General features: G+C 62.6%; 22 protein-coding genes and 1 pseudogene. 12 read left to right on the top strand and 11 right to left on the bottom strand.

Annotation, left to right across the window (positions count from 1 at the left end; genetic code table 11):
- Positions 1-464: 464 nt before the first annotated feature.
- The 3 genes and pseudogenes from BQ8482_RS38590 to BQ8482_RS38960 all read right to left on the bottom strand — a co-directional run.
- A complete protein-coding gene (locus tag BQ8482_RS38590) occupies positions 465-641 on the bottom strand; it encodes a hypothetical protein (RefSeq protein ID WP_208867590.1) in 177 nt (58 codons plus the stop codon).
- A gap of 2 nt (positions 642-643) precedes the next feature.
- Positions 644-1,630: a methyltransferase gene (locus tag BQ8482_RS02865; protein WP_123146183.1), complete on the bottom strand. Its 987-nt coding sequence runs from the start codon at positions 1,628-1,630 to the stop codon at positions 644-646.
- Between the two features lie 201 nt (positions 1,631-1,831).
- Positions 1,832-1,948: pseudogene (locus BQ8482_RS38960) on the bottom strand (TetR/AcrR family transcriptional regulator); the annotation flags it as partial.
- 68 nt (positions 1,949-2,016) lie between these two features.
- Between BQ8482_RS38960 and BQ8482_RS37965 the strand changes: the two are divergent.
- The 3 genes from BQ8482_RS37965 to BQ8482_RS02880 all read left to right on the top strand — a co-directional run bounded on the left by BQ8482_RS37965 (position 2,017) and on the right by BQ8482_RS02880 (position 4,847).
- On the top strand, positions 2,017-2,154 hold the full coding sequence (locus tag BQ8482_RS37965; RefSeq protein ID WP_165848402.1) for a hypothetical protein: 138 nt from the start codon (positions 2,017-2,019) through the stop codon (positions 2,152-2,154).
- Positions 2,155-2,427: 273 nt separating this feature from the next.
- A complete protein-coding gene (locus tag BQ8482_RS02875) occupies positions 2,428-2,703 on the top strand; it encodes a hypothetical protein (RefSeq protein WP_244602602.1) in 276 nt (91 codons plus the stop codon).
- 272 nt (positions 2,704-2,975) lie between these two features.
- Positions 2,976-4,847 carry a tetratricopeptide repeat protein gene (locus BQ8482_RS02880; RefSeq protein WP_123147332.1) on the top strand — a complete coding sequence of 624 codons (1,872 nt, stop codon included), beginning with the start codon at positions 2,976-2,978 and terminating at the stop codon, positions 4,845-4,847.
- 346 nt (positions 4,848-5,193) lie between these two features.
- On the opposite strand, the gene BQ8482_RS02890 is transcribed toward BQ8482_RS02880, so the two are convergent.
- Positions 5,194-5,616: a RidA family protein gene (locus tag BQ8482_RS02890; RefSeq protein ID WP_123147333.1), complete on the bottom strand. Its 423-nt coding sequence runs from the start codon at positions 5,614-5,616 to the stop codon at positions 5,194-5,196.
- 150 nt (positions 5,617-5,766) lie between these two features.
- On the opposite strand from BQ8482_RS02890, the gene BQ8482_RS02895 reads away from it, so the two are divergent.
- Complete coding sequence (locus tag BQ8482_RS02895; RefSeq protein WP_123146185.1) at positions 5,767-6,669, top strand: LysR family transcriptional regulator; 903 nt, start codon at positions 5,767-5,769, stop codon at positions 6,667-6,669.
- Positions 6,670-6,828: 159 nt separating this feature from the next.
- Entirely contained in the window at positions 6,829-7,359 is a 531-nt protein-coding gene (locus BQ8482_RS02900) for a dihydrofolate reductase family protein (RefSeq protein WP_123146186.1), read from the top strand.
- Between the two features lie 52 nt (positions 7,360-7,411).
- Here BQ8482_RS02900 and BQ8482_RS02905 read toward each other — a convergent pair whose 3' ends face one another.
- Positions 7,412-8,296, bottom strand: a complete 885-nt coding sequence (locus tag BQ8482_RS02905) for an alpha/beta fold hydrolase (protein ID WP_123146187.1) — start codon at positions 8,294-8,296, stop codon at positions 7,412-7,414.
- Between the two features lie 199 nt (positions 8,297-8,495).
- A complete protein-coding gene (locus BQ8482_RS02910) occupies positions 8,496-8,747 on the bottom strand; it encodes a DUF1127 domain-containing protein (RefSeq protein ID WP_123147334.1) in 252 nt (83 codons plus the stop codon).
- A 135-nt stretch (positions 8,748-8,882) separates the two neighbouring features.
- Between BQ8482_RS02910 and BQ8482_RS02915 the strand changes: the two genes are divergently transcribed.
- A complete protein-coding gene (locus BQ8482_RS02915) occupies positions 8,883-10,391 on the top strand; it encodes a winged helix-turn-helix domain-containing tetratricopeptide repeat protein (protein WP_123146188.1) in 1,509 nt (502 codons plus the stop codon).
- Between the two features lie 45 nt (positions 10,392-10,436).
- Here the strand turns inward: BQ8482_RS02915 and BQ8482_RS02920 are convergent, their stop codons facing one another.
- On the bottom strand, positions 10,437-10,829 hold the full coding sequence (locus BQ8482_RS02920) for a GFA family protein (protein ID WP_123146189.1): 393 nt from the start codon (positions 10,827-10,829) through the stop codon (positions 10,437-10,439).
- Between the two features lie 236 nt (positions 10,830-11,065).
- Here BQ8482_RS02920 and BQ8482_RS02925 point away from each other — a divergent pair, with 236 nt between their 5' ends.
- Both BQ8482_RS02925 and BQ8482_RS02930 read left to right on the top strand, forming a co-directional pair.
- Complete coding sequence (locus BQ8482_RS02925) at positions 11,066-11,674, top strand: ArsR/SmtB family transcription factor (RefSeq protein ID WP_123146190.1); 609 nt, start codon at positions 11,066-11,068, stop codon at positions 11,672-11,674.
- Complete coding sequence (locus BQ8482_RS02930; protein ID WP_123146191.1) at positions 11,665-12,462, top strand: SRPBCC family protein; 798 nt, start codon at positions 11,665-11,667, stop codon at positions 12,460-12,462. Before BQ8482_RS02925 ends, BQ8482_RS02930 begins: the two co-directional genes overlap by 10 nt.
- Positions 12,463-12,504: 42 nt before the next feature.
- Here BQ8482_RS02930 and BQ8482_RS02935 read toward each other — a convergent pair whose 3' ends face one another.
- A complete protein-coding gene (locus tag BQ8482_RS02935; protein WP_123146192.1) occupies positions 12,505-13,173 on the bottom strand; it encodes an ArsR/SmtB family transcription factor in 669 nt (222 codons plus the stop codon).
- Between the two features lie 37 nt (positions 13,174-13,210).
- Between BQ8482_RS02935 and BQ8482_RS02940 the strand changes: the two genes are divergently transcribed.
- The 4 genes from BQ8482_RS02940 (at position 13,211) to BQ8482_RS02955 (ending at position 17,119) form a co-directional block, all read left to right on the top strand.
- Entirely contained in the window at positions 13,211-13,987 is a 777-nt protein-coding gene (locus tag BQ8482_RS02940; RefSeq protein ID WP_244602603.1) for an MBL fold metallo-hydrolase, read from the top strand.
- A 3-nt stretch (positions 13,988-13,990) separates the two neighbouring features.
- Entirely contained in the window at positions 13,991-15,277 is a 1,287-nt protein-coding gene (locus BQ8482_RS02945) for an MFS transporter (protein WP_123146193.1), read from the top strand.
- 176 nt (positions 15,278-15,453) lie between these two features.
- Positions 15,454-15,951, top strand: coding sequence for an EF-hand domain-containing protein (locus BQ8482_RS02950; RefSeq protein WP_123147336.1), 498 nt, complete (start codon positions 15,454-15,456; stop codon positions 15,949-15,951).
- 49 nt (positions 15,952-16,000) lie between these two features.
- Positions 16,001-17,119 carry a cysteine desulfurase family protein gene (locus BQ8482_RS02955; RefSeq protein WP_123146194.1) on the top strand — a complete coding sequence of 373 codons (1,119 nt, stop codon included), beginning with the start codon at positions 16,001-16,003 and terminating at the stop codon, positions 17,117-17,119.
- Here BQ8482_RS02955 and secDF read toward each other — a convergent pair.
- From secDF to BQ8482_RS02975, 3 genes are all read right to left on the bottom strand, one after another.
- Positions 17,114-19,669: a protein translocase subunit SecDF gene (gene secDF, locus BQ8482_RS02960; RefSeq protein ID WP_123146195.1), complete on the bottom strand. Its 2,556-nt coding sequence runs from the start codon at positions 19,667-19,669 to the stop codon at positions 17,114-17,116. The genes BQ8482_RS02955 and secDF overlap by 6 nt on opposite strands.
- 719 nt (positions 19,670-20,388) lie before the next feature.
- Complete coding sequence (locus BQ8482_RS02970; RefSeq protein WP_244602604.1) at positions 20,389-20,760, bottom strand: SRPBCC family protein; 372 nt, start codon at positions 20,758-20,760, stop codon at positions 20,389-20,391.
- A gap of 84 nt (positions 20,761-20,844) precedes the next feature.
- The gene (locus tag BQ8482_RS02975; protein WP_123146197.1) at positions 20,845-21,174 is read right to left on the bottom strand and encodes an ArsR/SmtB family transcription factor; all 330 of its coding nucleotides are present in this window, start codon (positions 21,172-21,174) and stop codon (positions 20,845-20,847) included.
- Positions 21,175-21,507 lie beyond the last annotated feature (333 nt).

A 21,507-nucleotide genomic window follows, 5' to 3' on the forward strand; every position in this document is an offset into this window, starting at 1 on the left:
CGGCAATTGGGCGCAATTACGATGTCCAGGGTGATCGCCGGCAGCGTCTGCTATCGGGCAACAGCAAAGATCACCTCAATGGCCGACATGAGGCGCAAAGCTTTTCAGCAGCCAAGGGGGCGAGTACGAACGGCAGCTTCGGGGATCGGATCTTAAGAAGCGGACCTTAAGGTGTCCACGGCATCGACGTGATCTGACCCGTCGCAGTCAACTAGCGCTGGCCTAGTATCTGGCCCGCGATGGAAAGCCTGCCCTTGTGGATCGACCACTACAACAGCCTTCATCCCACACGAGGCCGTCGGCTATCGTTCACCTCGCGAGTTCATCGCGGATCAAACCCACTCTGATCGTGTCCGATCATTCGGGGGCAACAACACGTCGGCCCTTCGGATCTCAGACCAGGCGGCGCGTGAGCTCCACGATTTCGCGTCCAAGGTTGTCCTCATCCGTGTTGAAGTGCGCAATCAGCGAAATGTGGTTGTGCCCGGCAGGCGTACGAAGCGTGGTGCGCGGCGGCGCGCAATGGCGATGCGATGTGCGAACTCCAGGCCGTAGAGATCGAGCAAGGGATTCTCGAAAGCGGCCGGATAGGCTCGGGGCGTCTCGGAGATCCTTGCGTCCGAAACCCACCATTCAGCCACGGTCAGCCCGTGAGACGCCCACGAAACAACGTTGAGCCGTCCGTCAGGCGCGACCTGGAGATAGCCCGGAATCCAGCCTCGGTCATCCACGCGCGATATTGACCTTCAGTGTACGATTCGCCGTGGCGATAGAGGTTCAAGAAGGTGAGATTCAGAAAGACACCCTCAGGCGGGCCGAGGCGGTCGTCATCGACGACACCCCACCCCGCAATTGCGATCTCGCCTCCGGGTGTGAGGCAACGCGCCGCGTTCAGGATCGAACTGCGCGCCTGGTCCGGCGGAAGGACCTGGACGACGGCCTTCAGGATCGCCAGATCGTGGCGACCGATCGAGGGCGCGACAGTTATGTCCCCCTCTTCGACAACCACGTCGTCGGCACCGTATTCTGACAGGATATCTGGCGCGACCGCTGCGACCGTTGGGAGTTCCATCAGCGTCGCCGCAATCTGCGGCCGCCGCTCGCGAAGTCCGACGAGAATGGTCCCGGGGCCCCCGCCGATGTCGATCACCGAACCGATCGCCGATAGGTCCATCTCCCGGGCCAGATGCCGGCCGAAAATCACCCCGCCCGGTGCGAGCATGCGGCTGAAGGCCACCGCGGCCTCGGGCCCCGCTTCGGAAAAGTCGTGCAGCGCAGCCGGCCGGTTCTGTCGCAGCGACTCTGCGGTCAGCAGGTCGGCTCCCCAGATCTCGCGCAGGAGCGCATGATCGCCGCCGCGATAGTTCGGCTTGGACGCGTCGAGGAAGGCCGACGCTTCGGCTCCGTTGCGAAATTGACCATCCTCGACTTCGAGGAGACCGATGCTGGCGAGCGCGTAGAGAAGCCGCGACAGACGATCGGGCTCGACTTTGAGCGCGGCCCCAAGGCTGTCAGCAGTCACCGCGCTGCCACCGAGCCGGGTGAAGATGCCAAGGTCCAGCCCGGCGCGAAGCGCCAAGGCGGGGGGCACCGCTGCGATCAGGTTGTCGATCCGATCAGAATCCACCATGCCACATCCCCTTCCGCGATCCAGGGCCGACTGTGAAGCAGCTCGGAAGATCGCATTCGACCGGAGCGGCGCTTTCCTCACCTATCGCAGCGAGGAGCGACCAGAAGTTTGTCACGAACCGAAGAGCGTTTGAAGTAGCATGGTCGACCAGACCGATATACGCGCCCGGTATTCGACGTCGAGACAGTTAGCGACGAGGGGCTAGCTGGCTGACTGTTGATCAAGCCCTGCGTTAATCCAGGCACGCGTCTGTTCCAGCACTTCATCCGAAAGCTTGGGATCGTCGATCGCCCGAGCGAGGATCACTGCCCCCACCAACCGAGGAGGAGTTCAGCGGCGCGCAGCAGGCGATTATGACTTCCTCTGCTGCCATCTCGGATGTAGCCTTGCTGCTGGCTGACGGCTGCGATGGCCGTGCTGCGACCTTGATGCGCAACCTGGCGGACTTCGCTGCCTTGGGCGGTTCGATCCCTGCAGGCGAGCCGATTGCCAGCCCGCAGGACTACGTCGCGGCCTTCAAGTAGTGGTCGAGAATCCGCTCTGCCGTGCTGGTGCCCGACAAGTGAGGTTCCGCTCTCCTGTCGGCTTCCGAGCGCGACTAGTTGAGCTAGCAGGGTGTTGAAGAAGTCGCTCACCCGTTTGGCCTTGAGACGATTCATTGGGCAGCGCCGATTTTGCGGAGGCGGTCTTGCGGGGGCGTCAGACGAGAGCACGGGGGCGTTGCTCAGCTAGCTAGTCGTTGATTGTGAGTCGACCTGGCTTTGAGTTGCGCTATCTAGGCAAAAACGGAGGCAGCCATGCGTATGAAGTTCCTACTGGTGACATCAGCGACGATGATGGCGACAATCGTTGCCCACGCGGACAGTCAGTCCTCGAACACAAGCTCGAATAGCTCGTCGAACAACGGCGTTGTGCGTGAGCGGATTGTCGAGACCTACTGTGAAAATGACTATTGTGAGACCTACGTCAAGCGCAGGGTTTATCAAGAGGACCGATCCACCCGTCGTTACCAGGACTATGATCGCCGCCGCTATCGCGACCGCTACATAGATGATGATGACGACGACGACTAAGGAAAAATGCCGCGCCGCTGACGCTCCGCGGGGGCCCGGTCCGGATGTAGTCCGGCACCATTGATCAATCACAGGACCAGGCTCGTCGTCGAAATGGCGTCCGTGGCGAGCGCGAAGCAGACGATGGCTGACGAAGGTCAGAACGGTATAGGCCCCAATCGTCACGCATTTGTGAGCTGTATTGATAAGCCTATTCGGGATTATGGGTCTAATTTTGGACCGTGCGTCGCCTTAAGTAGTCCGTGCATGGCCGCCGCTCAGGAATAATGCTGATGGAACGCAAGCTCGCGGCAATCATGGCCGCCGATATCGTCGGCTACAGCCTGCTGATGGCTGAAAACGAGGCTTCTACCTACGCGAAGCTGCGCGCTGTTTTTGATGAGCTCATTGACCCGACCACTGCTCGCCATGGCGGGCGCATCGTCAAGACGGCGGGAGACGGCTTTCTCGCCATGTTTCCCAGCGTCAACGAAGCGGTTGATGCGGCGCTGGCCATCCAGGAAGGCTTCGACAAGGGCCCGTTCGAGCTGCGCATCGGCATCAATCTTGGCGATGTCATCGAAGACGACGGCGACGTATACGGCGACGGCGTCAATGTGGCCGCCCGTCTTGAGGCCATGTGCGATCCGGGGCAGATATTCGTCAGCGGCGCCGTGGTGATGGCGGCCGACCGCAACAGCGCGGACAGGTTCGTCCGCATCGGCCGCAGGCGGGCCAAGAACATTCCCGAACTTCTCGACGTCTACCGCGTAAGGCGCGCGGGCTCTCCGTGGTCGCCATGGCGGCAGGTGCCGCAGGTGCTGCGCAGCACCGCCGCCCGCTGGTCTTATGGCGCGGCCGCCATAGCCCTCATCCTCATCGGCACCCAAATCCAGCCGCTCCCCCTGGCAGCTATGGTCAGCCGCATCCCGGCGGTCTTGTCGATGGACCAGAGCCGCGCCGACCCCCGGCCGTCAGTGGCGGTCATGCCTTTTGCCGCGATGAGCGGCAGCGGCGAGCAATCGTATTTCGCGGACGGACTGACCGAGGATGTGACGACAGCCCTTGCCCGCAATTCAGAGCTGCAGGTAATCGCGCGCGATTCCACCTACGCCGTGCACGGGCAGGGTACGGACGTGCGCAAGCTCGGGGCGAAGCTCGGCGTTGATTATGTGGTTGAAGGCAGCGCCCGCCGTGAAGGCGACCAGCTTCGCGTGTCGGCGCAGCTGATCGATGTAAAGACAGGCGCGCATCTTTGGTCGCGCAGTTTCGACCGGCAGGTCGCCGACGTGTTCACCGTCCAGAGCGAGCTGACCACTGAAATCGTCGCGCAGATCGCGCCCTATATCGGCAGGAGCGAGGCGGCGGCGGCAGCGGAACGCCCGACCGACAATCTGCAGGCCTATGACCTCGTGCTGCAGGCCCGCAACCGCTACCGGCACGGCGCCGATGACCCGCAGGACATTCTGGAGGCGCGGGGCCTCTACCAGCGCGCCCTTGAAATGGACCCGTCCTATGCGGCCGCCCGCGCAGGCCTCGCGCTGACCTTTATCGCCAGCGTGGCGCAGAGCGGTGACGGCCGGGCAAACGCGCCGGAACTCCATCTTGGGCTTAGCGAAGCCCGGCAGGCGGTCCGTCTCGATCCCAATCTTGGCCTTGGCTATCAGGTCATCAGCTTCGGGCTTGCCCTGCAGGGCGACTATTCAGGCGGCTTGCAGGCCGCACGGCGCGCTGTGGAGCTCAACCCTAACGATCCCGACAGCATGATGGCGCTTGCAAAGGCGCAGGTTCGCTTCGGGCAATATGATGATGCCGTCGCCAACGCAGAGCGGGCCCGCCGCCTTCATCCTATGGCGCCCGAGTACTATGCCTATGTGCACGGGCAGGCGCTCTACGCGGCTGACCGCCGCGATGAGGCTTCCGCCGTCATAGAGGAATGCCTGATCCGGGCGCCGCGCGATGCAAACTGCCTTCTGATTCAGGCCGCTTTGCAGGCCGGGGGCGGAGAGGTCGAGGCAGCCCAGCAGACGATGGCAAAGCTGGTCGAGGCGTACCCGGCATTCTCGCTGGAAGCAGAGCGCGCTTACCGCCGGTTCGGTGACAGGCCGCTGATGGAAGAGTTCCTGCAGGACCTCGCACAGGCCAAGGCTCCTGAAACCGGCTGAGAGTTTTTACAGAGCGACTTCAATCACATAGCGGTGCCCAGTTTCATCCTCTCCGGCGCGCCAATTTTGCCATTTCCACCACGCCAACACCGAAAATTGCCGCCCATTGCCGCTGGAACTACGTCCGCGCGAGGAGCGCGAAATAGCCAAGAGGCGAGAGAGCGTAGTAACGGCGGTGATCGGTGGTGAAAACGTTCGAATCGTTTGCGGCCGAATGACGTATTTTGGCCCACGGCAAAGCATATTGATCGTTGGACGGACATCGCGAGCCCGTGCCGGGGCGCGCCGCGCTGCCGTTTCCGCCGTCCGGGTACAATCGCCAATACAGAGACTGTGGGGCGAGCGATCAGCGCTTGTCCGCCGGTTGACTGCTGGTCGTCGAAGGGATGCGGGCGATGACCTTGATCTCAAAATCGAAGCCCGCAAGCCAATTGACGCCCACTGCCGTCCAGTTCGGGTAGGGAGGTGCGCCGATCTCTTCCGCTCGGACGGCCAGAACTGTCTCGATCTGTTCGTCCGGGTAGGTGTGGAACGTTGTGACGTCGACAACGTCGTCGAAGCTGCACCCGGCCGCGGCCAAGACTGCGCGCAGATTGGCGAATGCCCGTCGAACCTGATCCTCGAATACGGGCTCGGGCGAGCCGTCCTCACGGCTCCCGACTTGACCCGACACAAAGAGAAGATCGCCGGAGCGAATGGCCGCGGAATATCGATGAATATCGTATAACGCGTGGCGTTTGGCCGGATAGATGGCGTCACGTGCAGGCATTTCGTGTTCCTTTCTGTCTTGATGACGGGAGCGGACCGGCGGCGGGCCGGAGCCGGGGTATCTCCGAGTTGATACAAGCAGGAGATAGGGCAATCGCATTGCGCGCATTAGCCGTTGAAATCGGCATGAGATGATGCAAAATCCCCATCAATGCCCCGGCCGTCGCTCGACGATCTCACCGCCTTCGTGGCCGTTGCCACACACCGCAGCTTCCGCCGCGCAGCGGACGAGATCGGCACAGCACCTTCCACATTGAGCCATGCGATGCGTGCGCTCGAGGAACGCATGGGCGTGCGCCTTCTGAACCGCACCACACGCAGCGTCTCACCGACAGAAGCCGGGTTCCGGTTGCTCGATCGCCTTCAGCCGGCGCTCGCCTCGCTGGACGAGGCGCTCGACAGCGTCGCGGGGTTCCGGGGCAATGTCGCGGGCACGGTTCGCATCAACGCACCGCGATTGGTGGCCGGGCTTCTCGTTCGCTGGGTTCTTCCGCAGATGGCGGAGCGCCATCCGGACGTGACCGTGGACATCGTCGTCGAGGGGCGGCTCATCGATATCGTGTCCAGCGGGTTCGATGCCGGCGTGCGCCTCCTCGGATCGGTCCCCAAGGACATGATCGCCGTGCCGTTTGCACGCCCGTTGACGTTCATCTGTGTCGCCTCGCCCGCCTATCTCGATCGCTTCGGCGACCCGGGAACGCCCGAGGAATTGCAACGCCACCATAGCATCGGCCATCGTATGCCCAGCGGCAAATTCTATCGATGGGAGTTCGAACGCGCCGGCCAGGAACTCGTGATCGAGGCAAACGGCTCCATCGTCCTCGATGACGAGGAACTGATGGTCGAAGCCGCAATGGAGGGTCTGGGCGTCGCCTATGTGGCGGATTGGGCCGCCGAAGCGGCCATATCCGATGGCCGGCTGCGTAAGGTCCTGACCGCATGGATGCCCGCTCCGGAAGGGGTCGCGGTCTACTATCCCGGACATCGAGCCGTGCCGCCGGCACTGCGGGCTTTTCTCGATGTCGTGAAGGACTTGCGAAAGAAAGAACCTTAACTGGATCAAAGAAGCAGCAATCCGGGCAATCGTAGTGCAGAAGGAGATCCGGCATGATTTCTCGCTTCTGTCGATCGCCATCAGTCGATCTAGCTTACAACCGATTGCATAACGCAGTCAGAACCGCGCGGATGTGCCGCGTGAGGAAAGGAGGCGGGTATGGCTAAGCTCGTATTCGGAATGAACCAGTCCCTCGACGGCTACGTCGACCATCTGGCGTTTGCGCCTAGCCCCACGCTCTTCCGCCACTTCATCGAGGAGGCTCAGAGGCAGGCGGGCAGTGTGTACGGTCGCCAAATGTATGAGGTCATGCGTTACTGGGACGACGATCATCCTGAATGGGATGCAGAGCGACACGCCTTCGCGGCGGCGTGGCGGAACCAGCCGAAATGGGTCGTCTCGCGCTCGTTGAAGTCGGTTGGCCCCAACGCCACGCTTGTTGGGGATGATCTTGAAGGCGCGATCCGCGAGCTGAAGTCCGAGCGCGGCGGGGAGATCGAAGTTGCTGGTCCGGACTTGGCGCGAAGCCTCACCGAACTTGGCCTGATAGATGAGTATCGCATCTACCTGCACCCCGTCGTCCTTGGCCACGGCAAGCCATATTTCGCCGGCCCCCGGCCGCCGCTCCGCCTTATGACTAATGATCGGATTGGCGAGGACGTGATCAGGTTGACCTACGTTCCTGCTTGATCTCGCGGCCCGCCGGATGGAATCGCCGCTGAAGTCTGTTTTTGCGTTGCGCCTAAAGCGACGGGAACTGCGTGGGTCTCTCCTGTGTTCGCTTGATGAACTCCATCATGAGGGAAAGTGCTGGTTCGGCATGCGTCTCAAGCAGGAAATGCCCGCCGTCGAAAATATGCGCCTCCATACGAGGCAGATCCTGCATCCAGGACAGCGTTTCGGCGATATCGAAATAGGGCTCGTGACGGCCCCACAGCATGAGCGCCGGCGGTTGCCATTTTTCTAGATAGCCGGCGATCGCATCGAAACGCGCGGCGTGGCTCTTATGATCGGCGATGAGCGCGCGGTGGGTCTCCATGCGGCGGGGAAGATTCATCACGCTCCAGTCCTCGACCCAGGGTTCGCCTTTGATCGTGGCGGCGACCTCCTCTGGCAGGCCGCCGGTATATTGCTCGCGCGTGAATTCAAAGGTCAGGTCGGGGGTCGCGGCCGCTTCGTTCTCTTTTGTTGGTTCTGACCAGAATTTTAACACAGCATCCCACACGGGACCGAAGCCGGTTCGATGCGCGTTTGCGTTCTGGATGATGAGGCCCGAAACCAGCTCGGGCGCTTGCATGGCGATCTGCAGGCCCACAGCGGTGCCCCAGTCATGGATGTAGATGAAGCGGCGTCCGATCGCGAGGTGGGTCAGCAATTCGGAAATTGCCTCGCTGATCGCGGCGAAGGAGGGTGTCGGCGGGACGTCGGACTGGCCATGGCCCGGGAGGTCGGGCGCGATGACATAGGCTGCGCCTGCCAGTCCCGGAATCACGTCGCGGAATGTACGTGCGGAGCTGGCAAACCCATGCAGGAGGAGCAAAGCGGGGTAGGATGGATCGCCCGCAGTGACGTAGGCAAGCTCGGTTCCACCGGAAAGACGCATTCGGCGTTGGGCGGGCAGGCTCATGTCAAGATTCCGTTTTGCTGTCTGGAATGGAGCTCAACTCAAACGAGCGGCGCGAGTTCCGGATGTTGCCGAAGAGCGTGTGGCCGGTCTTCCCCATGTTCGCCTATTTGTCAGTGTCCGCGCAGCGACCGGCGCGAGCGAGTACTGCACCAAGGACGAGGATAACGGTATCGGCTTCGCGACCTTGCGGCGACGAGGATTATCGTCGCCAGAAGGGCTTGGCGATCTCTGCCTCGACCTGCCGTCTCGTCAGACCGATATCGTCGATCAAATGAGGATTGTCCCTCGACATTTGCTCAAGTTCCCAGCGAAAGCGCTTCCGCTCGTCCCAGGCCGCGATAATGCTTCGCAGGGTCGCTAGGCTGTAATGCCGACGCGACATTTCCGCCGGTTCCACGGGCGTTCCCGGCCGCGCTGCCTGATGCGGGGCCGATGCAAGGATATCGTTCATAGCAACCTCCATCGGTTTGAAGGTCCGGGGACCCTCGACCTGAAAGAGGATGAATTCTGCAGGATACGAACAGCGTCGTAATTAAGCTCTCCCAAATAGTTCTCAAAACTTCCAAACCGGCTATAGATACGCCGCATGCAGGGATCGCGCTTTGCCTTTGGTCCGTTCGTGCTTGATTCCGGTGCGGGAACGCTGCTTCGCAACGATGTCCCCGTTGCCGTTGGTTACCGCGGGCTAAAGCTGCTTGCGGCACTCATTGGACGGCCCGTCGAAATCTTGAGCAAAGCCGAGTTGATGGACGCGGCGTGGCCGGGCACGGCCGTCGAGGAAGGCAACCTCACGGTCCAGATCGCGCTGCTGCGGAAGCTGCTTGGCCCGGCTGCCGACGGCGGCGAATGGATCGCCACGGTTCCGCGCGTCGGCTACCGCTTCACGGGGGCCGTCGAACAGCTCGGTGGCGCGAAGCGAAAACCTTTGCCGCTGCCCGGCAAGCCATCGATAGCCGTGCTGCCCTTCGTCAATGTCAGCAACGATCCCGAGCAGGAATCCTTCGCGGATGGGTTGACCGAAGACCTGATCACCGACCTGTCCAGGATCTCCGGCCTGTTCGTCATCGCACGCAACTCGGCCTTTGCCTACAAAGGAAGGGCGATGGACGTGCGCGATATCGCACAGGACCTTGGCGTGCGCTACCTGTTGGAGGGGAGCGCACGACGCGCTGCGGGGCGCGTGCGCATCAACGCACAGCTGGTCGACGCGGTCGGTGGCGACCGTCTGTGGGCGGAACGCTTCGATCGCAGCCTGGAAGATATCTTTGCCGTTCAGGACGAGGTCACCGGTAAGATCGTGGAGGCGTTGCTCGGCAGGCTGCGCGCATCGCCGCCGCGCAATCGGCCCAAAAATCTCGAGGCTTACGATCTCTGCGTGCGGGCGCGCAAGCTGATGGATGATTCGCCGCAGACGGCGCGCGAAGCGCATCTGATGCTCACCCGCGCGATTTCGCTCGATCCGGAATATGCCGAAGCCTATCGCTGGCTCGCCATGAACCACTGGATGGGATGGGTGCATTCCGGCGGACCAACCGAAACGTCCCGTAGCGTTGCTTTGGAACTGGCGCGCAAAGCCGTGGCGATCGACCCCAACGATGCCGGCTGCCGCTGGGTTTTGGCTTACCTGCTTGCCTATGAGCGCAGCTTCGCCGAGGCGGATGCGGAATTCGCCAAGGCGATCGAGCTCGACCCGAACGAGGCCGATGCCTGGGCGGCATTATCCGACATCGCGGTCCTGGCCGGACGGGTCGAAGAAGGCCTTGAGCACATTCGCAAGGCGTTCCGGCTGAACCCGTTTCCGGCAAGTTGGTACTATCTGGCGCTCGGCCAGGCGCAATATGCGGCCGGCGAATACGAAGCCGCTGTCGAGACACTGCGCAGGGACGAGACTTATCGTACAAGCTCACGCCGTTTCCTGGCGGCAAGCCTTGCCCAACTGGGCCGGCTCGACGAGGCGCGCGCAGAGGCCGAACTGTTCCTCGTCGGCAACCCGCATTTCACCACCCGCCACTGGGCCACGACGGAGCCATTCCGCGACGCTGCGACGCTCGAGCATTTCGTTGATGGCTTCCGTAAGGCCGGTCTTCCGGAGTGACGTTGCCGGCGTGACCTCCCAAACGCTTTCGCACCGTTCGGGCGACTATTCCTCAAAGCGACTCGTTGCGTCACGATCGCGCTCGTATCGTCTCGTGAGCGGAAACGGCGGCAACCAGGACTCGCGACGGATGATCCAGCTTTCGTAGGTTGGCATCAGTTGGTCAGGGGCGTCCAGGGATCCCAGGTTCACTTCAATTTCGTCTGCGGTGCGTCCGAAAATGGTCGAGCCGCAGCGGGGACAGAAAAACCGCCCGGCGTAGTCGCGTGTCTCGCCTTCGATCGTCACCGCATCTTGGGGGAACACCGCGGAAGCGTGAAAAAGGGCCCCATGATGCTTGCGGCAGTCGAGACAATGACAAATGCCGACCCGGTATGGGAGTCCCGACGCCACAATTCGGACGTTGCCGCACAGGCAACCGCCAGTGAATCGGTCCATGCTGCATCTCCTCCAAAATCAAGCGGTCGCAATGGCTACAACGAAGGGCACTGTCATTGCAATTGTCCGACTGCGGGCGGGGGATGCGTCGTCTTCGGTAGTGGCGACAGATAGGTCGCTCGCTGCAGCCGCATGCCGTTGGAGTGTCGGCTTATCGGGGCGAAGCGGTCCTTTCGCTCTTGACAAATATACTCGTCAACGGCATTGACAGGAAAGCTTGTCAATGTGAGGGCTGCATGCTCGATATCGAAGTCATAGATCGGCCGAGCGCGGCCGCCGCCGCTTTGGAGCCCGTGCGGAGTCAGCTCCTCTCGGAACTGCGGGAGCCCGCCTCGGCCGCCACCCTCGCCACGCGGCTCGGTCTCAAGCGGCAGAAGATCAATTACCACCTGCATGCTCTGGAGGAGCACGGGCTTGTCCAAGTTGCAGACACGCGGAAGTGGGGTGGCCTGACGGAGCGGCTCATGGTGGCGAGCGCCACAAGCTATGTCGTCTCAACAAGCGCGCTGGGCCCGGTCGGCGCCGATCCGGATCGCACCGCCGACCGCCTGTCGGCGAGCTACCTCATCGCGCTCGGCGCTAGGCTGGTGCGGGAGATCGGGGCCCTCCAACGCGCCGCAACGGATGCCGGCAAGCGCCTGGCGACCTTGGCGATCGACACCGAAATCCGCTTCCGCTCCGCCGCCGACCGCGCCTCGTTCACGCGTGAGTTGACTGAGGCAATCACCACGCTCGCGGCACGCTATCACGACGATACTGCGCCGCAGGGACGGTCCCATCGCCTTGTCGTGACGGCGCATCCTTCCCTAGCCAATCCGCAAGGAAAGGACTTTCCATGCCAGTAAAGAAAGATGCTGCCGGCAATCGCTCGGTCGAGGCGCAAGTGGATGTCCCCGGTACAGCGCAGGACGTCTGGAACGCGATCGCAACAGGACCTGGAATATCTCAATGGTTCGTGCCGAGCGATCTCGAAGGCCGCATCGGAGGAACCGCCGTTTCGCATTTCGCTGCCGATGGAAGCATGGATGCGGTCGCCACCATCACAGCTTGGGAGCCGCCCAAGCGGTTTGTCGCAGAAGCACCGGGTGAGCCGGGAACGGTAGCGACGGAATGGACCGTTGAGGCAAAATCCGGTGGGCTTTGCACCGTTCGCGTGGTCCATCGCTGGTTCGCGACTTCTGATGATTGGGACGATCAGTTCGAGGGCCACAGCCATGGATGGATCGCTTTCTTCCGCCTGCTCCGCCTCTACCTCACGCATTTTCCCGGGCAGCACGGCTCGGCCTTTCAGCTCTTGGTCCCGTCCTCTGAACCTTTAGCTGATGCATGGCGAAAGCTGGTTGAACCCTTGGGCCTGGCGAATGCGACTGAACAACGGCGCGTGGCTTCGGACGCGCAGGCATTCGAGGGCGTCGTCGAACGAACAGGGCCGCAAGACCATCCCGAACTGGTGGTCCGGCTGGACCAGCCCGCGCCGGGCTTCGCGCACCTCTTCGCCTTGCGGATGGGCGGGATGACATACCTGTCCGTGCGGTTTTTCCTCTTTGGCGACGATGCAGCGAGCATTGCAAAACGGGAGGAGCCAAGGTGGCGAACCTGGCTTGAAAAGCACTTTCCAACTCCCGCGGAGTAGGACGGCTTTCTGATCCTGGAACTCGTCTCCGCGTGTTCTGCTTCAGGCGGGCGTTTCGACCGGCAGGCCGGCGGCTTTCCATTCGGGATAGCCGTCCTCGAGCCGACGGACGAGATAGCCCCGCCCCCGCAAGGCGGCGACCGCTTCGAACGACAGAACGCAATAGGGGCCGCGGCAATAGGCGATCACTTCCCGATCCGCAGGTAGTTCGCCCAAGCGACGTTCCAGTTCGGCCAGCGGGATGTTGAGGGCACCTGGAAGATGTCCGACCGCAAACTCGTCCTCTGGCCGCACGTCGAGAACCGTGACCATGCCGTCATGGAGCCTCGAGACGAGGTCGTCTCGCGACACCGGTTCCATCGCATCGCGAGCGCGGAAGTAGTCGGCCATGACGCGGCCGATTTCGGCCATGTTTCGCTCGCCGACGCGGCCGAGCGCCTTGATCAGCGCCACCACCTCGACATCGCCGGCGAGGCTATAGAGCACGTGCTTGCCGCGGCGCTCCGTCTCGACGAGGCGCGTCCGCCGCAGGATCTGCAGGTGGCGCGACGTGTTGGCGAAGCTCAGATGGGCTCGCGCGGAGAGGTCCTCGACACTGCGCACACCTTGCGCCAGGTGCTCCAGAAGCTCGAGCCGGTGCGGATGGCCGAGTGCCTGAGCCACTTCGGCAAGGCTCGTGTAGATCGCCTGTTTCGGTCCGGTGCTTGACACGGCTTCTCCTCAGTGAAACATTCAGCGGAATGATTGAATGTTTCTAGCCCTTTGCAACGAGGAGCGCAAGACCATGATCCTTCGCCAGTTCCTTCACACCGATCCGGTCGGCGTCTCCTACCTGTTCGGTTGCGGCGGCAAAGCAGCTGCGGCCGTCGTCGATCCGGCCGGCGACATCGAGTTCTACCTGCGTGCCGCCGAAGACGCCGGCATGCGCATCCATTTCGTCGTCGACACGCATGTTCATGCCGACCATCTCTCTGCCGGCCGCGCGCTCGCCGAAGCGGCGGGCGCCGCCTACGTGCTCTCGGCGGAGGCGGATGTTGCGTTCCCGTTCAAAGGCGTGCGCGACGGAGAGGTCCTCTCGCTCGGCAACGTCACCGCAACCGTTCTGCATACGCCCGGTCACACTCCTGAGCATATCTGCCTTCTCGTCAGCGACCGCACGCGTGCCGACGAGCCGTGGTTCGTGCTGACCGGCCACACGCTGATGGCCGGCGATCTCGGTCGCACCGAACTCGCCGTCAGCGCCGAGCAAGGCGCAGAGGATCTCTTTCGCAGCGCCGGTCGGCTCAAGGCGCTTCCCGATCATGTCGAGGTGCTCCCCGGCGCCTATGCTGGCTCGGTCTGCGGCCGACGCCTGAGCGGAAAGCCCTGGTCGACCATCGGTTTCGAGAAACGCCACAACGAGGCCCTCCGGATCGAGGACGAAGCCGCGTTCATTCGCTTCATGCTCGCCGAGATTCCGCCGGCTCCGCCGCAGGCCGCGGCGCTCCGGGCCGCCAATTCCGCCCTGGCTGCTGCGGCGGCCTGAGCCATGGACGAAGCGGCATCGGTTCCAGGCAAGGCGGGTTCACCCGTCAGGCTCGGCCTTAGGGAGAACTGGCCGCAATTCGCGCTGCTCGTCGTGATCAACGCCTTTGTCGGCGGGATGGTCGGAATAGAACGAACGGTGGTGCCGCTGATCGGATCGGAGGAGTTCCACGTCACGTCGACGACGCTCATCGTCTCCTTCATCGTCAGCTTCGGCGTCGTCAAGGCGCTGGCCAATCTGGTCTCGGGCCAGCTTGCCGACGCGTGGGGCCGCAAGCGCGTGCTCGTTTTGGGATGGCTGGTCGGCCTGCCGGTGCCGTTCATGATCATCTGGGCGCCGACCTGGGAATGGGTGATTGCGGCCAACGCATTGCTCGGCGTCAACCAGGGGCTCGCCTGGTCGATGACGGTGATCATGAAAGTCGATCTCGTCGGGCCGAAGTCGCGCGGCCTTGCCGTCGGCCTCAACGAGTTCGCCGGCTATCTCGCCGTTGGGGTGACGGCGTTCCTCACCGGCTATCTCGCCTCGCAATACGGACTTCGGCCAGTGCCGATCTATCTCGGCATCGGCTATGCCGTCCTCGGTGCCGCACTGTCGATCCTGCTCGTGCGCGACACGCGCGACCACATTCGGCTGGAGGCTTCATCCCACGCGCAGCAGGCCGCGCCGATCAGCTTTCGGCAGGTCTTCGCGCTCACCTCGTTCGGGGACCGCAACCTGTTCGCCGCCTCGCAGGCCGGTCTCGTCAACAATCTCAACGACGGCATGAGCTGGGGCATTTTCCCATTGTTCTTCGCGTCCTTCGGTCTCGGTGTCGAGCGCATCGGCATCCTCAAGGCAATCTATCCCGCGACATGGGGTATCTTGCAGATCGCCACGGGTTCCCTGAGCGATCGCTGGGGGCGCAAAGGCCTGATCGTCGCCGGCATGTGGGTTCAGGCCGCCGGTCTGTTTCTCACCGCGGCGACGCACCGGTTCGAGTGGTGGATCGTCGGCAGCCTTCTGCTCGGCCTCGGCACGGCAATGGTCTACCCGAGCTTGATCGCAGCCGTCTCCGATGCCTCGCATCCGACCTGGCGCGCCCGCTCACTCAGCGTCTACCGGTTCTGGCGGGATCTCGGCTACGCGATCGGTGCGCTCTCCGCCGGCCTCATCGCCGACAGCTTCGGGCTGTCATGGGCGATCACATCGATTGCCGCGCTGACGTTTCTCTCAGGGGTAGTCGTGGCTGTCGTGATGAGCGATGTCTCGCGCTCGTCTACAGATCCGTCCTCAAGGAGGGCAACATGACAACGGCAGATCGCTGCCCGAGCAATTGATCCGGCGCGAATTCGCCACGCCTTTGGCTTACATTGAAATTTGACCACGACCGGCGGTTTGCCGGCATTAGGGAAAGAGCTGAAAGCATCTCCGGCCGCAGAGCCGCCAGCGCCTCTGCCGAGCCCCATGAGAGGAAGGAGGATATTATGACGTTGATTGCACTGATGCGCGCGGCCGCGCTCGCCGCCATTGTCGCCGCCGGCGCGACGGCTACAGCCGCCGCGCAAACAACCGCAGCCGATCCCCACGATACGACGGTCGCGCAGGCGGCGCCGTCTCCCGAGCCTGGAGGTATGGCGGGACAAGACCAAGGTGCACAGCCCGCTCAACCCGGCATGATGCCTCCCGGCATGATGGGCCAGGGCTTGATGGGCCAAGGCATGGGCCGGGGCATGATGTGCCAAGGCATGGGTCAGGGCATGATGGGCGAGATGATGCAGCCCGGCATGATGGGCGCAATGCCGATGATGCGCATGCGCGGGCACATGATGAAGATCATGTTCGCCATTGCCGACACGGACGGTGACAGCGCACTTTCCTTCGAAGAGATCACCGCCATCCATAAGCGAATCTTCGACAAGGTGGACGCAAACAAGGACGGCAAAGTGACATCCGAAGAGGTTCAGGCATTCATGCGGGAATAGCCGCGCAAGCTGATCGCCGGGCGACAAACCGCGAAGGAGGCTCCCGGGCATGACATCGATCTATCTTGACTACAACGCCAGCACGCCGATCGATCCTTCGGTCACGGCTGCCATGCGGCCATATCTTGAAGAGGCTTTCGGCAATCCGTCGAGCGGCCATTGGGCGAGCATGCCGGCGAAGGCTGCGCTGGAGAAGGCCCGCGGGCAGGTTGCGGCGCTGCTCGACTGCGCACCCGACGAGATCGTGTCCACAAGCGGCGGCAGCGAGGCCAACAACCTGGCGATCAAGGGCACGTTCTTCGCGTCGAGGCACAAGGGCGAGCATATCGTTACCACTACGGTCGAGCACCCGGCCATTCTCGCCCCTTGCCGGTTCCTCGAGCAGCTCGGCGCGGCAGTGACCTATGTGCCGGTCGACAGCACGGGCCGGGTCGATCCCGAGGATGTGCGTCGTGCCATCACGCCGCGCACCATCCTGATCAGCGTCATGCACGCCAACAATGAGGTCGGCACGATCCAGCCGATCGAGGAGATCGGTGCTATAGCGCGGGAGCATGGTGTCTGGTTTCACACCGACGCTGCGCAGTCGGTCGGCAAGATTGCAACCAAGGTCGACACGCTTGGCGTCGATCTGCTGACCATCGCCGGTCACAAGCTTTACGCGCCGAAGGGTGTCGGTGCGCTCTACGTCCGAGGCGGGCTCAGGCTCGAGCCGCTGATCCACGGCGCCGGGCACGAACATGGCCGGCGCGCCGGCACCGAGAGCGCCCTGCTCGCGGTCGGCCTCGGCGCCGCCTGCGCGCTCGCCGGCGACCTGGACCCGATGGCGCGCGTCCGCGTGCTGCGTGATCGCTTTTGGGACGCGCTGCAGGAGAGTTTCGGTGACCGTGTCGCACTCAACGGGCACCCTCGGCACCGCCTTCCCAACACGCTCAGCGTTTCGTTCGTCGGCATGATCGGTGCCGAGGTGCTTTCGCGTCTCGACGGCGTCGCGGCGTCGACCGGTTCGGCCTGTCACGCCGGCCGGGTCGAGCTCTCCCCGGTGCTCACGGCCATGGGCGTGCCCGAGAAGATCGGCATGGGCGCCGTTCGCTTCAGTCTTGGCCGAGCCACGACCAGCGCCGAAACCGACGCTGTCGTGGATCAGCTTCGAACGGTCACATCATAGGGCCTGTCGCGCCGGCGGCTCTTTCGCCGCTGCGGTTTCCTCTGGGCTGAGGGCGCCCGGCCGGAGCTTGAACAGGATCAGCAGCGGCCCGGCTACGAAGATGGAGGAATAGGTGCCGGCGAGGATGCCGAAGATCATCGCGACTGTGAAGGACTGGATGACCTCGCCGCCCCAGATCGAAAGCGCCGCCAGCGCAAACAGCGTGGTCACGCCGGTCAGGACCGTTCGCGCCAGTGTCTGGTTCATCGACAGATCGAGCAATTCGGCAATCGGCATCCTTTTATAGCGGCGCAGATTCTCGCGGACCCGATCATAGACAACAACTGTATCGTTGATGGAATAGCCGACAATAGTCAGGATCGCGGCTATCGAGGTCAAATTGAACTCAATGCCGGCGACGACGTAGAAGCCGATCATCAGGATCACGTCGTGGAACGTCGAAATGATGGCGCCGAGCCCGAACTGCCACTCGAACCTGATCCAGATGTAGACGAGCATCGCCAGCAGCGAGGCGAGCACGCCCATTGTGCCGTTGAACGCAAGTTCGGAGGACACTGTCGGACCGACAACCTCGATGCGGCGGAACTCGTAGTCGGACTCGAGCGCGCTTCTTACTTTCCCAACGGCGGACTGTTCGGCAATGTCGCCGCCCCCCTGGGTGCCGATGCGGATCAGCACGTCCCGGGTCGAGCCGAACTCCTGCACCTGAACCTCACCCAGTTCAAGGCCCGTCAGTCGCTCACGGATGTCGCCGATGTCGGCCTGCTGGCCCTTCGCCTGCACCTCGATGCTCGAACCGCCGCGGAAGTCGATGCCGTAGTTCATGCCGACAGTGAAGAACAGCACGGCCGAAGCGATCGACAACAGCAAGGACAGCGTGAAGGCGTATTTTCGGAATGCCATGAACGGCACGCGCGTGTCGTCGGGCACCAGCCGCATGACACCGCTGGGCATGGCTTTCGGGCGCTGCCGGCGAAGCCAGAACGCGACCAGCCAGCGCGTCAGCGTGAAGGCCGTGAACACGGTGGTGACGATGCCGATGGCGAGGGTGACGGCAAACCCCTTGATCGGCCCAGAGCCGAGGAAGAACAGGATGACGGCGGCAATCAGCGTCGTCACATTGGCATCGACGACGGTCGCCAGCGCCTGTTTGAACCCGGAATCCATCGACTGCACGATCGAGCGCCCTTGGCGGTTCTCTTCCCGGACGCGCTCGAAGATGATGACGTTGGAATCGACCGCCATGCCCATCGTCAGCACGATGCCGGCGATGCCAGGCAGCGTCAGCGTTGCGCCGAGCACGGACAGGACGGCGATGATCAGTGCGACGTTGGCCAGCAGCGCGATATTCGCGATCAGTCCCAGTCGCCCATAGGCGAACAGCATGAAGCCGATGACGAGGAACCCGGCGATGATTGACGCGAACTGGCCCGCCTCGATCGAATCGCTACCGAGGCTCGGACCGACGGTGCGTTCCTCGACGATGGTGAGGTCAACAGGCAGTGCGCCGGCGCGCAGCAGGACCGCAAGGTCGTTCGCGCTCTCCACCGTGAAACTGCCGGATATCTGCCCGGTGCCGCCCAGGATCGGTTCGCGGATCTGAGGCGCGGAGATCACCTCGTTGTCGAGGATGATCGAGAATAGGCGCCCGACATTGGCTTGAGTAGCCTGACCGAAGCGGGTGGCGCCGCGGCTGTCGAAGCGAAACGAGACCACCGGCTCGTTGGTGCGCTGATCGAAGGTTGCCTGCGCGTCGACGAGATTTTCGCCGGAGACGATGATCCGGTTCTCGATCAGATAGGGAACCTGCGGCTCGTCCGTCGAATACAACACCGTCGAGCCCGCCGGCGGGCGGCCGGAGATCGCCTCCTCGACCGGCATCGACTGGTCGACCATCTGGAAGGTCAGCTTCGCGGTCTGTCCGAGGATATCCTTCAGCCGCTGCGGATCCTGCAGGCCCGGCACCTGGACCATGATGCGCTCAGATCCTTGGCGCTGGATGATCGGCTCGGTCGTGCCGAGCTCGTTGACGCGCCGGCCCACCACCTCGATCGATTGGGTCAGCGCCGCGGCGAGACGGTAGTCGACCCCGGCTTCGGTCAGCGTGAAACGCAGCAGGCCCGGTTCCGGCTCGGTCATCTCCATCTCGGTCACCGAGCCGCTCATGAAAAGCCCGGTCGAGATCGGCTGCGTCAGTCTTTCGAGCGCGCTCTTCGCAGCCTCGATCTGGCCTTGGTCGCGAATGCGGACCTGGATGGAATTAGCGGTGCCGGCAAGACCGGTATAGCCGATCTGGGCATCGCGCAGCGATGTGCGGACCTCGTCTCGCGCCGCTTCGAGGCGTTCATTGGCGAGGTCCTGCCGATCGATCTGGAGCAGGATGTGCGAGCCGCCCTGCAGGTCTAGGCCCAGCGTCAGTTGCTGCTTTGGCAGCCAATTCGGCAGCGATGCCAGAGTGGAGGCGGGAACCAGATTGGGAGCTGCGTACAGGATACCGGCCAGGACCGTCAGCCAGATGAGAATGGTCTTCCAGCGCGAAAAATGCAGCATGTTCTTGTCCGTTCAGCCCATATCGGGCGGAAACCGCCTCCGACAAGAGCTTTGGCGTTCTGATCGGCGAGAGCCCGAACGGAACGCGATGTGAAAGTTTTGGGAATCGGGGCCGCGGTTGCGGCCAGGATCATGCCGGGAGAAGCGGAGGCGCGCGCGCATCAAAGGCGCGGATCGGCGACAGTTTCGGCCCGTCTTCAGACCCTATCCCAAACGATGCGGCTGACGCGGTTTCGAGCGGCAGGCGCAAATCCGGGATTATGCAAAAGGGTTTGCCGTTTCCCGCAATGGCAGGCGTTCCCGTTTTGAAACGGGAAGTCTCAGCACCAAGGTGGCGCGCAATGCCGCGGGCAACGATGATAGTCGGGTGTGTGACTGGTTTGGACGCAGCGAGCCTCATTTGCTCTTTGGCCTGTCCGACCTGGTCGGCTGTTGCCGCAGGAATGGTCCAGATCAAAAAGAGCAACGAAGCGAGCAGCCGCAGGCCAGCACCCGCGCTGAGCAGAACGCCGGGCCTTGTGCTAGCCTGTCTTGGACCGCTTCGTCTCATCTCACCGGTACGGCTCTTCATACACTTCGACCAATGCACCTTCGTCTTCGTTGCCTCAGCAGGAGGCCGGCCGCATTTCCTAGTCTTTGGCTATAGCACATGCATTGCGAATTGAAGCGCACCTTTCACGTACTCAAAGGGTAAGTCAGTTGGCCGATCGGTTGGCAGCCTACCGCTTCTCGATCAGCTGGACATAACCTTGCAGGATGCCGCTCCAGCCACGATCGGATTCGAAGATCTCACGCACCGCTTCACCGGCCGCGCCCATGTTCTCAAGCTGACGATGCTCGAGCTCGACGCGAGTCGCGTTCTCGCCGGCCTCGGAGAAGTTGATCTCGACTTCGGTCAGTAGCGACGGATCGTACTTCCAGTCGGCGCGAATCCGCCATGCCAGGACGATGCGGTTTGGCGGTTCCCACGCCAGCACTTCGCCCCAGTCGCATTCCGTCCCATCCTCGCCGGTCTCAAACCAGCGGCCGCCTGCCTTTGGCTCGATAGTCGCGCTCCTGAGTGCGGACTTGCCTATGGAGTGGGACGCCACAAACGTCCGAACCCGCTCGTGAAGACTTCAAACGCCGTGGCAACCGGCACGTCCACAGTGACCGACTTGCGCACAGGTGCTGGTTTAATGATCGCCGTCATCATTTCGCCCCTTGGCTTTGTTGATCTCGTTTCGGAAGGCGTCGAGCGCGTTCCCCCACATCTCGTCGAGCCAGGCACGCATCTCGCCGAGACCATGAGGGTCGACATGGTAGATATTGCTGGCGCCGCGAGGCTCGGCGCGGACCAGCCGTGCCTCCTTCAGCACCTTCAGATGATGAGAGATCGCGGGCTGAGACACCGGCAGGGTTCGAGCGAGGTTCGCCACCGAACGCGGCCCTTCGGCCACAAGCTCGAATACCTTTCTGCGCGTGGGGTCGGCCAGTGCGACCATACCTGCATAATCATAAGCCATGGTTTATGATAAACACATATTTATGGTTAGGGCAACCCAGCTATTTGCGAAGCAGAGCAGAGGGCAGCGTATTCTCTCCCTATTCAGGTCTCATGCTGCGCTCGCTTCAATAAGAGGAGCACTGGGGAGGAGACCGGACCAAAGCACCCTTCTCAGACAGGGCTTGAATGCACACCCCTGAACTCGTATACGAGTATACGAGTATACAAGTATACAAGTATACAAGTATACGAGTCGACCATCTACATAGCTTTTTGTGCCTTCGTCGGCAAACGATCGGGCTGCGCACCGAGATTCGGACCCTGCCGCCCGCATTCTGCCAGACCATTTTGG

It is taken from the genome of Mesorhizobium delmotii (assembly GCF_900149755.1).
Taxonomy (GTDB): Bacteria; Pseudomonadota; Alphaproteobacteria; order Rhizobiales; family Rhizobiaceae; genus Mesorhizobium; species Mesorhizobium delmotii.